Genomic DNA, 13994 nt, shown 5'->3' on the forward strand with positions numbered 1-13994 from the left:
ATGCGGCTTTTTTTGTTTTTCTGAAATCCGCGCTAAACGGAGCGGTTGACGAGCGCGGAAACGTCGGGGTCGCGCCCCATGAAGTTTCTGAACGCGGCGTCGGCGTCTATTGTGTTGCCCACGCGCAGGATTTTATCGGCAAACTCGCGCCCCGTTTCGGGGTTCAGCACGCCCTCGCGCTCGAAGCGCGTAAAGGCGTCGGCGTCGAGAACCTCTGCCCACTTGTAGGAGTAGTATCCGGCGGCGTATCCGACGGGGTCTCCGAAAAGGTGGGTGAAGCGCGGAAGAATTGAGGGCACAGGCTCGGAGGTGTCGCGCGAATAGGCGGCGAGAGTATCGCGGGCGGTCTGCTCTATGTCTGCGGAATCGAGATATTTTGCGGAGTTTATGTGCATGTCCAAGTCGATTTTCGCAAACGAAAGCTGGCGCATGGAGGCGGAAGCGCCCATGAATTTGCGCGACGCGTCGAATTTCGCAAAGAGTTCGTCGGGGATTTTTTCGCCCGTTTTCCAGTTCCGCGCGAAAATGTCGAGGCAGTTTTTGAAGTGCACCCAGTTTTCCATAATCTGCGACGGCAGCTCGACGAAGTCCCACGCGACGTCGCGCAAGCCGACCTCCTCGGAGTCCATGAGGAAGAAGTGCACAAGGTGCCCGAACTCGTGGAAAAGCGTCTCAACTTCGTCAACGGAAAGCAGGGGCGGCTCGCCGTCCGCGCCCTCGGTGATGTTTGCGGCAATGACCCCGAGCGCGGGAGAGCTTGCGTCGCGCTGGGAAAGCAGATTCATCCACGCGCCGGCGCGTTTCTGCCTGTTCGGGAAAAAGTCGGCGTAGAAAATGCCGAGCGTCCTGCCGCCCGCGTCGCGGACTTCGTAGGTTTCGACGCCTTCGCGCCAGACGTCGGACTTCCCCGCGAATTTCGAAATTTTCAGCCCGTAAAGCGTCCCGCAAATTTCGAACATTCCCGACATCACCGATTCGAGCGGGAAGTAGGGGCGCATTTGTTCGGGGTCGAAGCCGTAGCGGGCCGCGCGGAGCTTTTCGGAAACGTAGGCAATGCGCCACGGCGGAAGCTTTTCGCCCGCGCCCAAAAGGCCGTTTTGGCGGGCGAAATCGACAAGTTCGCGCCACTCGGCGCGGAAGTGCTTTTCGAATTTTTCGGTAAGAGAGTCCACAAAACGCGCGGCTGTCGCGCCGTTTTTCGCCATTCTGCGTTCGAGGACTGAGTCGGCGAAATTCGCGCGGGAAAGGAGCGCGGCGTTCTCGGCGCGGAGCGACAGAATTTCGCGCATAAGCCCCCAGTTGGAGTGTTTGCCCGAAGCGGCGACGGCGGAAAATTCGCGCCACAGTTTTTCGCGGAGCGCGTCGCTGTCGGCGTAGGTCATGAACGGGACGTAGGACGGCTGTTCGAGGGTGAACGCCCAGCCCTCGAAGCCCTTTTCCGCCGCCTTTTTGCGGGCGACGGCGACGGCGGTTTTCGGCAGCCCCGCGAGGTCGGACTCGTTTTCGATTTTGAGGACGAACCGCTGGGTGTCGTCGAGGACGTTTTCGGAAAATTTCTGCGTCTTTACGGCAAGCTGCGAGTCTATTTCGCGCAGACGCGCCTTTTTGTCTGGCGGGAGCTTTGCTCCGCTCAATTCGAAGTCGAGGAGCGTCTCGGATAGCAGGCGTTTTTTGTCGCCCGAAAGGGATTTCGCTTCGGGAGTTTCGGCGAAGCGCGCGACTGCCGCGTACAGCTTTTCGTCCAAATCGACAGCCGAATAGAAGTCGGAAACAAGCGGCATGAGGTCGTTGAGGGCGGCGCGGAGTTCGGGGGTGTCGGCAACGCTTTGGAGGTGGTTGAGGTATGTCCACGCCCTGTCGAGCGAATCCGAAGCGCGGTCGAGGGCGCGGACGGTGGAGGCGTATGTCGGGGGTTCGGGGGCGTCGGCGGTTTTGCGCACGGCGTCCAAATTTTTCTCCGCCTCGGCGAGAGCCGCGCGAATGTCGGCTTCGGCGCGGTCGGGACTCATCGCGCTCCAGCGCGGGGGAATGCAGTCTTGTAAAAATCCGTCTTTCATGAAAACATATTTTTGCCGACGCGCGGCAAAGGCAATATTTTTATCGGCAAAACTTGCGCGCCAATTCCGCTTTCCGATAAAAATAAAATTGATTCGCCCGAACTTGCATGAAAATATACAAGCCATGAAAAGCATAGCCGCAATACACCGCTCCTACGGGAAGCCCAACGAAGTAGTCCGCGCCGAAACGGTAGACGTGCCCGAACCCAAAAAAGGTCAGGCGGTCGTCAAACTGCTGCGCGCGGTTGTAAACCCGTCCGACCTCGGAATGATAGGAGGCTCGTACGGAAGGCTGCGCCCGCTGCCTGCAATCGCGGGGCGCGAGGGCGTGGGCGAAGTCGTCGCGCTCGGCGGGGGAACGGAGTCTCCGAAAATAGGCTCGCGCGTGAAGCTGCCGCCCGAACCGGGGGCGTGGACGCAATACCAAGTCTGCGACGCCGCGGAACTCGTGCAGATTCCCGACGGGCTTCCGCTCGACACATGCGCGATGGCGTTCGTAAATCCGCCCACTGCGCTGTGCATTCTCGACAATTTCGAAAAGCTCGGCGAGGGCGACTGGTTCATACAAAACGGCGCGGGGAGCGCGCTCGGATATTTTGCGATACAAATGTGCAGGGCGCGGGGAATCAAAACCGTCAACATGCTGCGCAACGCGGCGGCAAAACGCGCCGACTTGGAGGCAATCGGCGCGGACATCGTGGTTGACGAAGCCGAATTTGACGCAAAGAAAATCAAGGAGCTTACCGGCGGCAAGCTGAAGCTCGGACTAAACCAAATCGGCGGAGCAAGCGTCTCGAACATGATTAAGGCGATGGGAGACTCGGCGACGGTCGTTACAATCGGCGGAATGGTCGGCGACCCCGTGCGCTTCCCCACCCGCTTCCTCATTTTCAACGACCTCACCCTGCGCGGCTTCTGGTGGGACAAATGGCAGCGCACGCATTCGAAAGCCGAAGTAGACGCCGTCTACGCAAAAATTTTCGGCATGATAAAGGACGGCACGCTCAAAGCCCCCGTAGACTCGGTCTTCAAAATCGCCGACATTCAAAACGCGCTCGCCCGCGCCATGGAAAATTCGCGGTCGGGCAAGGTAATGATAGAATTTTAAAATGAAAAAAACGCAGAAAAAAGACCTCTCAAACCTGACGCTTCTGGGCGCGGCTCTCGGCGGAAAAAAGGCGAAGCCCTCCAAAAGGCTCGAAACATTCCCGAACAAGGCGAAAGGCCGCCCCTACACCGTCGAGCTTGAAACGAGCGAGTTCACATGCCTCTGCCCCGCCACGGGACAGCCCGACTTTGCGACGATAAAAATCGCGTACGTTCCGAACGAGAAAATCGTCGAAAGCAAGTCGCTCAAACTCTACCTGTGGTCGTTCAGAAACGAGGGCTGTTTCCACGAGCACCTCACGAACATAATCCTCGACGACTTGGTGGAAGCGCTCGACCCCGTTTGGTGCAGGGTCGTAGGCGAATTCAACGCCCGCGGCGGAATCGCAATCACGGTGAAAGCCGAGCACGGCAAAAAGCCAGAAGCGTAAAATGTTCCGCCGAGCCGCAACACTGCTTTTCGCGCTGCTGCCGACGGCGTGCGCCCTGCTCTGCGCCTCTTGCGCGTCGGGTGGAGACGCAAACTCCGCGGGCTTCGAAAACCTGCTCGAAAGCGTCGTGAAAATCGATGTCTGGGAGGTGTCGCAAAAGGACGGCGGAAGCAGGACGAACCGCGCGGTAGGCTCCGGCGCGATAATGTCGGAGGACGGCACGATTCTCACGAATGCGCACGTCGTCAACTGCTACGCGTCGAAAATCGTGGTGACCCTCGCGAACCTCGAACGCGTGCGCGCGGAGTTCGTCGGGTGGGACCACTGGACGGACTTGGCGGTAATCAGGCTCGACCCCGACGAGCTAAAACGCAAAAACCCGAAGTTCGCCGTCGCAAAATTGGGAGACTCCGACACGCTCCGCGCGGGCGAGGTCGTCTACGCGGTCGGCACTCCGCACGGCTTTGCGCGGACAATCACGCGCGGGATAATATCGAACACAAACAGGTACTTCGAGGGCACGATTCTCAACAGCGGCTACGAAACGGGCGCGTTCAATTCGTGGATTCAAACCGACGCGGCAATCAACCCCGGAAACAGCGGCGGCCCGCTAGTGAGGCCGAACGGCGAAATTGTGGGCATAAACACGCGGGCGTACACGAACTCGAACAACCTCGGCTTCTCAGTGCCGTCGAACGTGGCGCGGCGAGTGATAAACGAAATCTCGGCGCACGGGAAAGTGGAGCGCGGATACGTCGGAATAGGCTTCGCGCCCCTGCAAGACATGGAGGAATTTTTCGAAATAGACACGAACCGCGGCGTGCTTGTACAAAATGTGGACGCGCTCTCGCCTGCGGCCGTCGCGGGGATTCTCGCGGGGGACATAGTGCTAAAAATAGACGGCGAAGACATCGACGGCCGCTTTCCCGAACAAATGCCCGCAATCATGGCGAAAATCGCCGACGTCCGCGCGGGCGGCACGATAGAATTAGAGCTTCTGCGCGGCGGCAAAAAATTCTCTAAAACCCTCAAAGCCGAAAAGCTCGAAAGCCGCATAGGCAAAGAGTACACGCTCGAAAAATGGGGCGCGGGCATGCGCGAAATCACCAAGCCCTACGCGCGGGAATCGAAGCTTGATACCGACTCGCGGCTGATGGTCGCGGGCGTAAGGCAGGGCTTTCCGTTTGACGCGGCGGGCATCTGCGCGGGAGATATAATCGTATCGGCTGACAGAAAAAAAGTCTCGACAGAGGCGGAGCTGCGGGCGGTCTACGAAAGCTACCGCAAGTCGCCGAAAAAAATCCTCGTGGAAATTCTGCGCGACCGCGCGCTGTCGTTCCACATTCTCGCGCCGCCAGAAAATTAGGCGTAGAACGCCGAAACAGCCGACAGCGCAAAAAGCGCGGCGGTATCGCACTTCATGACGTTGCGCCCAAGCGTTGCGGGCAGAAAACCCGCCCCGCGGGCAAGCGCGTATTCGGCGGGAGACAAATCGCCCTCCGGACCGACAAGAACGCAGACGCTCTTCGGGCGCGGGGCGGCGCGGAGAATTTCGGCAATCGGCTTCGAGCCGTCTTCGAGGCTCGCGACAATCTTCAAGTCGAAGTCGGCGGAGGAGAGGAAGTCGGAAATTTTGCGCGGTTCGGGCATCTCGAATTTCACGAAGTTGCCCGACTGCTTGACCGCCTCGACAACATGCGCCGTCCACTTTGCCGACTTGCGCTCGGAGTCCGAAATTTTCACCTGAGTGCGCTCGGAAAGAAGCGGGAACACACCCGCCGCGCCGACCTCCACGGACTGCCTCACAATGTCGTCGAAAGTCTTCCCCTTCGGCAGGCTCTGGGCGAGATACACGCGCGGTTCGGGCGCGGGCACTTCGACGGCTTCGCCCACTTCAAGCTCGGCGCGTTTTTGGCTCGGCGAAACGAGCGTACAGTGCCTGACGTTCCCCGCCAAGTCGAACAAATCGACGGCGTCCCCCGCCCTCGCGCGGAGCGAGCCGCAAAGATGCCTGCTTTCGTCGGGCGAAAGCGCGGCGACGCGCGGAACTCCGCCGCCGAAATCGAAATATGCCCTGAAACCTGCCATAATTTACAGCTTGCACTTTTTGCGCGTTTTGTAAAAATTTTTTTTATGCAAAATGGACTCAAAGGCAAAACGGCGGTGGTAGGCGTATGCAGCTCGATTGCGGTCTACAAGGCGGCGGAAATCGTGTCGCGGCTCGCGAAATCGGGCGCGGACGTGCATGTCGTCATGACGGAAAACGCGGCAAAACTAATGTCGCCGCGCATCTTCCAGACGCTTTCGCGCAACAAAACATACGTCTCGATGTGGGAGGAAATTTCCGACTGGAAGCCCGAACACATTTCGCTCGCCGAAGCCGCCGACCTGCTGCTCGTAGCCCCAGCGACTGCAAACACAATCGGGAACTTCGCCCGCGGGCTCGCTCCCGACATGCTCTCCACAATCTACCTTGCAACGCGCGCGCCGGTGCTCGTAGCCCCCGCAATGAACTGCGACATGTACGCGCACCCCGCCGTCGCCGAAAACATCGAAATACTCAAAAAGCGCGGCGTCGAATTCGTCGAACCCGAAACGGGAATGCTCGCGTGCGGACGCGAGGGCGCGGGACGCCTTGCGGAGGTCGGGAAAATCGTCGAAAAGGCGGCGGAAATACTTTCAAGATGAGGGAAATTTTCGAGACACTCTCCGACGAGTTCCGCCGCTGCGCCGCCGAGGGCGCGGAATTTGCGCCCGTAAGCGACGAATCTCTGGCAATCCTGAAACGCCTCGCCGCCGAGCTTGCGCCCGACGACGACGCCCCGCAGCGCAAGCCCGACGAAGAGGAATTTGTGGACAATATCGAGGAAGTCAAATTCGTCTCTGCCGAAGATTTCGTAAAAGAGGAAAAGAAACAGGAAACGCAAAAAAGGATAAAAGTAGTGAAAACAAACCCCATGCCCGACATCAAGCCAATACCCGCGCCGAAAAAATTCGAGCTGCCCGAAGGCGACAAACAGATGCGCTGGGAGGCGCTGAGGGAAATTGTGCTGTCGGACAAAGTTTGCGCCGAACACCTGCGCCCGCAAAAGAAAATCGTCTTCGGAGTCGGAAACCTCGACGCAAAAATTTTCTTCTGCGGCGAAGCACCCGGGGCGGACGAAGAAATTCAGGGCGAACCTTTCGTCGGCAAGGCTGGACAGCTTCTTACAAAAATCATCGCCGCAATGGGGCTTTCTCGGCAGGACGCATACATCGGCAACATCATGAACTGGCGTCCCGAAACGCCCAAGGGCAACCGCCCGCCGACCGAAGAGGAAATGAACTACTGCCTGCCCTACCTGAAAGCGCAAATTGACGTGGTGAAGCCGCAGGTTGTGGTCGCGCTCGGGCTGACCGCCGCAAACGGGCTGCTGGGCTTCGACCCGACCCGCCGCATGGGTAAAATCCGCGGGCAGTGGCAGAAGTTCGGCGACGCCGACCTGATGGTGACCTACCACCCGTCGTTCCTGCTTCAATACGCGTCAGCGCAGATGAAGAGGCTTGTGTGGGAAGACATGATGGCGGTAATGGAGCGCACGGGAATCCCGATTTCGGAAAAACAGCGCGGCTACTTCCTGCCCAAGGAATAGACAACGCACAGGCGAAAAAAATGCCCCGCCGAAACGGGGCATTTTTCTTTTGCGCTACCGAATCTTAAACGGCTGGATTTTCAGGCGGCTGCCCTCCGACAAACTGCTTTCCTTTATCGAATAAAGCTTGTCGCCTACAAGCACAATGACGTTGCCCAGCTCGTATTTCAGCACGACAAATTTACCGCCTTGACCGTTCTCTGCAACTCCACAAGAGACTTGTTTATTCCGACGCTCATAATCGCGACGCTATGCATGTTAAAACAATTCGGGGCGGCTAAAAACTCCGACGCCGAACGTCGAAATTTTCTACTTGTTATGGGCGGCTAAAAATGTTGAAATTAATAGCTGAAAATGTCGGCGGAATTCGGACAGATTCAGAGGCAGGAGCAATCGCTTATCCTGACTCCGCAACTCAAACGCAGCTTGGAAATTCTCCAAGCGGCGTCGCTTGATTTGGAGAAAATCGTCGCGGTCGAGCTGAAAAAAAATCCCCTCTTGGAGGAGATTCCCCCCGACGACTTCGAGCGTCCGCAGACGCTCGGCGAATCGGCTGATTTTGACGACGACGATTTCGGCGCTCCAGCGCAATCCTCCGACACCGAAAAAGAGCAGAAAACGCGCGACTTTGTCCTAAACTCCCTACCCGACAAAACCTCCCTCCAAGAGCACCTTCTCACGGAGGCGAAACTCGATGCCGCGACGCCCGAAATCGCAAAGGCTTTCGAAAACCTCGCCGGCTCGCTTGACGAGCGCGGATTTCTGCTGCCCGACGCCCTCGACAACGCCCGCGCGGCGGGCTTCGACGAAAAGACAATCAACGCCGCCCTCGACCTTCTGCGCGACTCCGAGCCGTCGGGAATCGGCGCGTTCGACATGCGCGACTCTCTCATGTTGCAGCTCGAACACAAGGGCATGGAGAACTCGCTCGCGTACAGGATTCTCGCCGACAGGTTCGACCTTCTTCTGAAACGCAAGGTGGAGGAAATTGCCGAGCTTGAAAACCGCTCGCCCGCCGACGTTGAAAGGGCAATCGGCGAAATCGCGAAGCTCCACACGTCGCCTGCGTCGGAGTACGCCGCCGAGGACGAAAAATTCATAGTGCCGGAGCTTGTCTTCTACCGCGACGACGACGGCGTTTGGCATGTGGACGAGGCAAAATACGCCTCGCCGCGCCTGCGCATAAACCCCGACTACCGCAAGCTCGCCGCCGACGAGCGCGTCCGACCGGAGGAACGCGCGTACATCAAGGAGAAAATCCGCGACGGAAAATTCCTCATGGACGCCGTGGATTTGCGGCGCAAAACCATTCTCAAAATCGGGCGCGCGATACTCGAAAGGCAGTCCGGATTTTTCGAAAACGGCAGGGACGCCCTCAAACCAATGACAATGCAGGACGTCGCCGACGAAATCGGCGTGCACGCGACGACGGTCGGACGCGCGATTTCGGAAAAATACGCGCAGACGCCGCACGGGCTTCTGCCGCTCAAATTCTTTTTCAGCGGCGGATACGAGTCGGCTGACGGAGGCGGGCTTTCGAGCGAGTCGGTGAAAAACATGATAAGAAAAATCGTTTCGGAGGAGTCGCCGCGCGCGCCGCTGAGCGACTCGAAAATCGCGGAAATGCTCGCGGAGGACGGCGTGAGCGTCGCCCGCCGAACCGTCGCAAAATACCGCGAGGAGCTCGGCATACCCGCAAAAACTTTGAGAAAACGCTTCTGATATGTTCGAAGAAACAACACTTATTATCGACGCGTGCGGAGAGCGCGTGAAAATGTCGCTGGCAAAAAACGGCGAGCAGATTTTCGAAACCGTCTCCGACAGGCAGGCGATTGAAAGCGCGGCGCAGTGCGCCCTTGCGCTCCCCTTAGAGCTGCGCAAAATCCGCGCGTACGCAATCTGCACGGGGCCGGGGTCTATGCTCGGCACGCGTTTCGCAAGCGCGTTCGCGTCTACCCTCGCGAAGCTCTCCGACGCCGAAATTTTCGAGTGGGACGCAATGCTTGCCGCCGCGCACGCAATAGCCGACGGCGGAGAGGCGGCGGAATTTTCGCTCGTCGCGCCGTCGCGCAGGGGCTTCGCAAACATAGTAAATTTCGCAAACGGCGGCGTGGAGCTTGAAGCGGAGGTCGAGCTTGAAAGGCTGGAAGGAATCGCAAAGCAGAAAAAATTTCTGCTCCGCCAGCGCAAGTCGGATTTCGATTTCGAGGAATTCGACCCGTCGCCGCGGCAGCTCTTCGAGACGCTCAAAAAGCACCCCGAACTCGCAAAAAAATGCGAGCTGCCGCCCGACGCAAAACCGCTTTCTAAAAGGGAATATGTAAAATGGAAGGGTCAAGCACACATCTGAGGTGCTCGGTGCGCATAGACTTGTGCGCTCTCGAACGAAACCTCGGCAAACTCAAATATTTCATGCCGAAATCGCGCGGGTACATTGCGCTCGTCTCCGCCGACGCGTTCGGCTACGGCGTGGAGGCGGCCGTCGTGCGCCTCATGCTAAGCGGCGCGGACGCGTTCGCGGTCACAAACGTAAGCGAGGGCGCGAGAGTCCGCGAGGTCGGGTCGGGCTGGAAGGTCGTGGTGATGTCGTCGTCGCTCCCCGGCGAGGAGGACGAATACTTCGAAAACTCCCTCACGCCCGTGCTCGTAAGTTGCGAGGAAATCGCCCGCTTCGAAAAAAAGGCGGAGGAACTCGGCGCGACGCTCGCAGTCCACATGCGCCTGCCGACCGTCGGCGAAACGGTGCCGTCGCCCGAAGAGGCAAAAAAAATGCTCGACGCGCTGCTCGAATCGAAGCGGCTCAAACTCGAAGCGTTCTGCCTGCTCGGCACGGGAACGGGCGCTCCGCAGGAGGGCGCAATGCCCGACGCCGACTTCGTCGAATACGCGAAAAGGAAAACCGACAGCCTCGGCGCAAAAATTTTCGTCCACCACAGCGACGTCTGCGACGTCTCCGCGCTGCCGTTCGACCGCGCGCTGCGGGCGGGGCTTGTACTCTTCGGCATGAAGCCGTCGGAAAACTCCATTTTAAAGGGCTTCGAACCGGAACATGTGCTGACGTTCAGAAGCTCCGTAAGCCAGATTAAGAACCTGCCCAAGGGCGCAACGGTCGGCTACGGGCGGACGTACATTCTGAAAAAGGACTCGCGCGTGGCTCTGCTTTCGGTGGGCTACGGCGACGGCGTGCCGCGCAACGCGAGCGAAAAGATGGACGTCATCATCAGGGGCAAACGCGCAACCGTAATCGGGCGCGTCTCGATGGACCAAGCCGCGATTGACGTTAGCGACTTCGACGAAATCGAGGTCGGCGACGAGGCGATAATCGTCGGAGAGAGCGGCGGAATTTCGATTCCGATTGAGGAATACGCGGGCAGACTGGGCATTACCCCCGCGCAGGCGCTTACATCAATTACAAAGAGGGTGGCGCGTTTCTACAAAATGCTATATTAATTGAAAAAAAAGCTTGTCAAACGCAAACGCCAAGGTAAATTGATTTGCTTATAAAAAAACGGGCCGTAGCGCAGTCTGGTAGCGCGCTTGCATGGGGTGCAAGAGGTCCCGAGTTCGATCCTCGGCGGCCCGACGTTTTTCAAAAAACCGCAAATTCGTTTGCGGTTTTTTTGCGCCCACCTGCGGCGCATTGCCCCATGCCCGCCGCTTTTTATTCATTCAGCTACCTTTGTGATGAGCGGAAAAATCGGCTTCCCGCGCACACGGCTTGCTCCGTGTTTTGCCGAATATCCAGAGCGTAAATTAAGGCAGTTTCATATAAATCAGCGGGTACGGGCGGTGTTGTTCGTCGAGGGCGGAGCGTTTATATGCCTTGAAGCCGAGGTGTTCGTAAAAGCCCACGGCTTGCGGGTTCTGTTCGTTGACTGTCAAATTGTCCATGCGGTATTTTTCAATTCCGTATTCGACAAGTTTGCGCCCCGCGCCTTTGCCCTTCTTCGACGACTCTACAAACAGCATTTCCAAGCGGCGGTTCTCGACGCCCATCCGCAAACCGCGCCGCTTTCGTCGGATGCGAGCGCGAGGTTTTCGACGGCGTTCAGCCCTGCGCGGACTTCGGGTTCTATTGCGTCTATTTCGCGCGGCGTCAGAAATGTATGCGTTGCGGAGACGGACTTCCGCCAAATGTTGGCGAGCCTGTCGACTAGCTCCTGCGTTCGCGCGGTCTGTTCCCTTATTCCCATTTAGTTTATTTCCCGATTTGCCGCAAAGTCGCGGGCGGATTGCCGATTATCGGCGGATATTTTTTAACACATTCAAGCCGCAAAGGTTGATTTTACGCGTCAAATATTGCCGTAATGGATTAATATCAGCATAAAAAAACGCACCGAAAAGCAAAAATTCGGCACGTTTTGTCAAATTACATTAAATTTGCAGAAATGTTATTCTTCTGAAAAATCGCGCGAGCGGAAGCGTCCGCCTTCGTCGTCGTCGCGTTGGCGGAAGTTGTCGCGCGGGCGGAAGCCGCTTTTCGGGCGGTAGGATTTGTCGCCGAATTTGCCGCCGCGGTTGAAATCGCCTTTCGGGCGATAGCCGTCGTTGCCAAATTTGCGCGGGCGGTACTCGCCTTCGCCGCCGAAGCCGTCGTCGGAGCGGGGACGGAAGCCTTCGCCGCGGGGTTTGAAGCCTCCCTCGCGCGGGCGGTAGCCGTCTCCCGAACGGAAGTTTCCGCGCGGGCGGAAGCCGCCTCTCGGACGGTATTCGCCGTCGGAGTTCTGGCGGAAATTCCCGCCGTCGCGCCTAAATTCGCCCGATTGGCGGGTGTCGGAATCTTCGCGGCGGCGGTTGTCGAAGCGTCCCGAATTGCGTGGGCGGAAGCCGCCGCCGAAGCCGTTAAAGCGTTCCGTGCGCTCCCTGCTTCTGTCCACTTTCATGGGCCTGCCGCCGAGTTCCGCGCCGTCGAGGGTTTCTATCGCCGCCTGCGCCTGCTGCTCGTCGTCCATGGACACAAAGGCGATTCCCCTGAATCTGCCCGAAAATTTATCCATGAGCATTTTTACGTTCGAGACCGCTCCGCATTCGGCAAACTTGTCCCTAATTTCCTGTTCGGTAATATCGAAGGGCAGATTGCCCACGAAGATTTCCATTTTATTTCCTATCTGCTTTTATTTTTTGTCGGAATCCCCCGACGGGGCTTCCCTAAATTCTATTGCTTTGCGCTTTCGGGCAAAATTTCAATGCGGCTCTCATCTCAAACTATCGGCAAAATCCCGCCGCGCTTTCGGAAAAATACGCGAACAGGCTCAAAATGCGGCGTTCGGAAGAATGTCTGCATGGGCAATGCAAAAAATGTCCGAAGCCGCGCGAGGAAAGCCGAGTTTCCGCCGAAGCTACGCCGAGAATAAACGCCGCCGTTGTGTTGCCAGACAAAAAAATCCCCGACGGAGAGTGCTCCGATGAGGATTCCGAGAGTGTTTCGCGCGCAATTAAATTGCGGGATATTCTATTGTGTGCGTGAAGCAACCTGTTGGTAGGGTGGGAAACTACGCCTTTTCGACGAGACCCGCCTTGATGGCTTTTACGCTGACCCATTCGCGCTTGACTGCGCCGTTTGCCATGCGAACGCGAATGCGCTGCACATTGGGCTTGAATGTGCGCTTTGTCTGCTTGACGAGCTGCAAACCGATACCGCCGCTCTTTTTGCTTTGACCTTTGTGAATGATTCTGCGACCTTTAACGGGACGCTTGCCTGTTACTGAACATACTCTTGCCATGATAGAAAAAATCTTATAGATGTTGAAATTTTGAAATAAAGCACCTTAGCCGCGCGAATCCGCATTGCAAGCCTTTTTTTAGGCGCAGGGCAAATTCGGCGGCGTATGCGTTATTTGCCGAGGTCGGCATTGGCGAGTTTTCTCGCCGCCTTAGCCGCGCTTGCGCGCACCTTGCGCTTGCGGGAGGCAAGGAGCCTCTGTCTGCGTGCGTTGGGCTTTGCGCCCGCGCTCTTTTTACCAGGCTTGCGCTTGGCTTTCGATGTCCATTGAATGAGTCCGCTCATAGTTTTGTCTTTCGAATTTGCGTTGTTTAAAAAATTAAAACGGCTGAATTTAACTGTTTTTTGCTGGCGTTCCAGCTTTTTTTTTATTTTTTTTCAAAGCGAAACTTTTTTGGGGGAAAGGCGTTCGACACTATGAAGGAAAAACGTACAGTGCAGACAAGCCCGACATTCATTCAAGGCGCGACGGAAAGCGCGGCGGCAGGCGACGGCGATGCGGCTCTGATGATTCAGGCGGCGGACGGCTCGGAGCATGCGTTCAGAATGCTCGTCGAGAAGTGGCAGAGGCCGCTGGCGAACTACTTCTACCGCTCGTGCTCCGATATGCACGCGGCGGAGGACATGACCCAGCAGACGTTCCTCAACCTCTACCGCGCCCGCGAAAGCTACGCCGAGTACGCCGGCGGAGACGCCCGAAAGGCGAAGTTTTCCACATACCTTTTCCGCATAGCGCGGAACGTGCTGATTTCGGAGCACCGCAAGAGGGTAAGACGCCCCTCCGACGCCACAGACCCCGCCGACCTGGACTTCCCCGCGGAAGACGCCCGCTCGACGCCCGTGTCGGAGCTGGAGGAGATTTTCTATGCGGCGGTCGAAGACCTACCCGAAAACCAGCGCACCGCAATTCTGCTTCTCAAACAGCAGCAACTTTCATACGAAGAGATTGCTGAGGCAATGAAAGCCAACGTGCAATCGGTAAAAACGTGGATTCACCGCGCGAGAAACGCGCTGCGGGAAGTCCTGAAAAATTCGGAGTAAAAAA

16 protein-coding genes and 1 tRNA gene are annotated in these 13994 nt (G+C 57.5%); 10 read left to right on the plus strand and 7 right to left on the minus strand.

The features are described from left to right. Positions 1–32 precede the first annotated feature (32 nt). On the minus strand, positions 33–2057 hold the full coding sequence (locus P3B99_003115; GenBank protein ID WYJ08117.1) for a M3 family metallopeptidase: 2025 nt from the start codon (positions 2055–2057) through the stop codon (positions 33–35). Positions 2058–2181: 124 nt separating this feature from the next. Between P3B99_003115 and P3B99_003120 the strand changes: the two genes are divergently transcribed. The 3 genes from P3B99_003120 to P3B99_003130 are packed head-to-tail and all read left to right on the plus strand — an operon-like array spanning position 2182 to position 4961. Then, positions 2182–3165, plus strand: a complete 984-nt coding sequence (locus P3B99_003120; protein WYJ08118.1) for a 2-enoyl thioester reductase domain-containing protein — start codon at positions 2182–2184, stop codon at positions 3163–3165. A gap of 1 nt (position 3166) precedes the next feature. Further along, positions 3167–3595 carry a preQ(1) synthase gene (gene queF / locus P3B99_003125; GenBank protein ID WYJ08119.1) on the plus strand — a complete coding sequence of 143 codons (429 nt, stop codon included), beginning with the start codon at positions 3167–3169 and terminating at the stop codon, positions 3593–3595. 1 nt (position 3596) lies between these two features. Further along, a complete protein-coding gene (locus P3B99_003130; protein ID WYJ08120.1) occupies positions 3597–4961 on the plus strand; it encodes a trypsin-like peptidase domain-containing protein in 1365 nt (454 codons plus the stop codon). Here P3B99_003130 and P3B99_003135 read toward each other — a convergent pair. Further along, positions 4958–5683: an RsmE family RNA methyltransferase gene (locus P3B99_003135; GenBank protein ID WYJ08121.1), complete on the minus strand. Its 726-nt coding sequence runs from the start codon at positions 5681–5683 to the stop codon at positions 4958–4960. The two genes, P3B99_003130 and P3B99_003135, sit on opposite strands and share 4 nt — an antisense overlap. A gap of 45 nt (positions 5684–5728) precedes the next feature. Between P3B99_003135 and P3B99_003140 the strand changes: the two genes are divergently transcribed. The 6 genes from P3B99_003140 (at position 5729) to P3B99_003165 (ending at position 10810) form a co-directional block, all read left to right on the plus strand. Continuing rightward, positions 5729–6283, plus strand: coding sequence for a flavoprotein (locus P3B99_003140; protein ID WYJ08122.1), 555 nt, complete (start codon positions 5729–5731; stop codon positions 6281–6283). After that, on the plus strand, positions 6280–7227 hold the full coding sequence (locus P3B99_003145; GenBank protein ID WYJ08123.1) for a uracil-DNA glycosylase: 948 nt from the start codon (positions 6280–6282) through the stop codon (positions 7225–7227). Before P3B99_003140 ends, P3B99_003145 begins: the two co-directional genes overlap by 4 nt. Positions 7228–7581: 354 nt before the next feature. Beyond that, positions 7582–8949, plus strand: a complete 1368-nt coding sequence (gene rpoN / locus P3B99_003150) for an RNA polymerase factor sigma-54 (protein WYJ08124.1) — start codon at positions 7582–7584, stop codon at positions 8947–8949. A 1-nt stretch (position 8950) separates the two neighbouring features. Next, positions 8951–9577, plus strand: a complete 627-nt coding sequence (locus P3B99_003155; GenBank protein WYJ08125.1) for a hypothetical protein — start codon at positions 8951–8953, stop codon at positions 9575–9577. After that, positions 9553–10677, plus strand: coding sequence for an alanine racemase (alr, locus tag P3B99_003160; GenBank protein ID WYJ08126.1), 1125 nt, complete (start codon positions 9553–9555; stop codon positions 10675–10677). The genes P3B99_003155 and alr overlap by 25 nt, the downstream gene beginning before the upstream one ends. A gap of 59 nt (positions 10678–10736) precedes the next feature. Beyond that, positions 10737–10810 (plus strand) — tRNA-Pro (locus tag P3B99_003165). 170 nt (positions 10811–10980) lie between these two features. Here the strand turns inward: P3B99_003165 and P3B99_003170 are convergent. From P3B99_003170 to P3B99_003190, 5 genes are all read right to left on the minus strand, one after another. Then, positions 10981–11223, minus strand: a complete 243-nt coding sequence (locus P3B99_003170) for a GNAT family N-acetyltransferase (protein WYJ08127.1) — start codon at positions 11221–11223, stop codon at positions 10981–10983. Then, positions 11184–11420, minus strand: coding sequence for a hypothetical protein (locus P3B99_003175; protein WYJ08128.1), 237 nt, complete (start codon positions 11418–11420; stop codon positions 11184–11186). The genes P3B99_003170 and P3B99_003175 overlap by 40 nt, the downstream gene beginning before the upstream one ends. Before the next feature lie 198 nt (positions 11421–11618). Next, entirely contained in the window at positions 11619–12323 is a 705-nt protein-coding gene (locus P3B99_003180) for a hypothetical protein (protein WYJ08129.1), read from the minus strand. Positions 12324–12719: 396 nt separating this feature from the next. Next, positions 12720–12950, minus strand: a complete 231-nt coding sequence (locus tag P3B99_003185) for a L28 family ribosomal protein (protein WYJ08130.1) — start codon at positions 12948–12950, stop codon at positions 12720–12722. A 110-nt stretch (positions 12951–13060) separates the two neighbouring features. Next, positions 13061–13234 carry a hypothetical protein gene (locus P3B99_003190; protein WYJ08131.1) on the minus strand — a complete coding sequence of 58 codons (174 nt, stop codon included), beginning with the start codon at positions 13232–13234 and terminating at the stop codon, positions 13061–13063. 132 nt (positions 13235–13366) lie between these two features. Here P3B99_003190 and P3B99_003195 point away from each other — a divergent pair, with 132 nt between their 5' ends. Continuing rightward, a complete protein-coding gene (locus P3B99_003195) occupies positions 13367–13990 on the plus strand; it encodes a sigma-70 family RNA polymerase sigma factor (protein WYJ08132.1) in 624 nt (207 codons plus the stop codon). Positions 13991–13994: the final 4 nt, after the last annotated feature.

This window comes from Opitutia bacterium KCR 482 (genome assembly GCA_029269845.2).
Taxonomy (GTDB): domain Bacteria; phylum Verrucomicrobiota; class Verrucomicrobiia; order Opitutales; family Intestinicryptomonadaceae; genus Merdousia.

Bases quoted from the DNA above. Each gene is read 5' to 3' on its own strand.
- P3B99_003115 (WYJ08117.1), bottom strand. From the start codon at position 2,057: ATGAAAGACGGATTTTTACAAGACTGCATTCCCCCGCGCTGGAGCGCG.
- P3B99_003120 (WYJ08118.1), top strand. From the start codon at position 2,182: ATGAAAAGCATAGCCGCAATACACCGCTCCTACGGGAAGCCCAACGAA.
- queF (WYJ08119.1), top strand. From the start codon at position 3,167: ATGAAAAAAACGCAGAAAAAAGACCTCTCAAACCTGACGCTTCTGGGC.
- P3B99_003130 (WYJ08120.1), top strand. From the start codon at position 3,597: ATGTTCCGCCGAGCCGCAACACTGCTTTTCGCGCTGCTGCCGACGGCG.
- P3B99_003135 (WYJ08121.1), bottom strand. From the start codon at position 5,683: ATGGCAGGTTTCAGGGCATATTTCGATTTCGGCGGCGGAGTTCCGCGC.
- P3B99_003140 (WYJ08122.1), top strand. From the start codon at position 5,729: ATGCAAAATGGACTCAAAGGCAAAACGGCGGTGGTAGGCGTATGCAGC.
- P3B99_003145 (WYJ08123.1), top strand. From the start codon at position 6,280: ATGAGGGAAATTTTCGAGACACTCTCCGACGAGTTCCGCCGCTGCGCC.
- rpoN (WYJ08124.1), top strand. From the start codon at position 7,582: ATGTCGGCGGAATTCGGACAGATTCAGAGGCAGGAGCAATCGCTTATC.
- P3B99_003155 (WYJ08125.1), top strand. From the start codon at position 8,951: ATGTTCGAAGAAACAACACTTATTATCGACGCGTGCGGAGAGCGCGTG.
- alr (WYJ08126.1), top strand. From the start codon at position 9,553: ATGGAAGGGTCAAGCACACATCTGAGGTGCTCGGTGCGCATAGACTTG.
- P3B99_003170 (WYJ08127.1), bottom strand. From the start codon at position 11,223: ATGGGCGTCGAGAACCGCCGCTTGGAAATGCTGTTTGTAGAGTCGTCG.
- P3B99_003175 (WYJ08128.1), bottom strand. From the start codon at position 11,420: ATGGGAATAAGGGAACAGACCGCGCGAACGCAGGAGCTAGTCGACAGG.
- P3B99_003180 (WYJ08129.1), bottom strand. From the start codon at position 12,323: ATGGAAATCTTCGTGGGCAATCTGCCCTTCGATATTACCGAACAGGAA.
- P3B99_003185 (WYJ08130.1), bottom strand. From the start codon at position 12,950: ATGGCAAGAGTATGTTCAGTAACAGGCAAGCGTCCCGTTAAAGGTCGC.
- P3B99_003190 (WYJ08131.1), bottom strand. From the start codon at position 13,234: ATGAGCGGACTCATTCAATGGACATCGAAAGCCAAGCGCAAGCCTGGT.
- P3B99_003195 (WYJ08132.1), top strand. From the start codon at position 13,367: ATGAAGGAAAAACGTACAGTGCAGACAAGCCCGACATTCATTCAAGGC.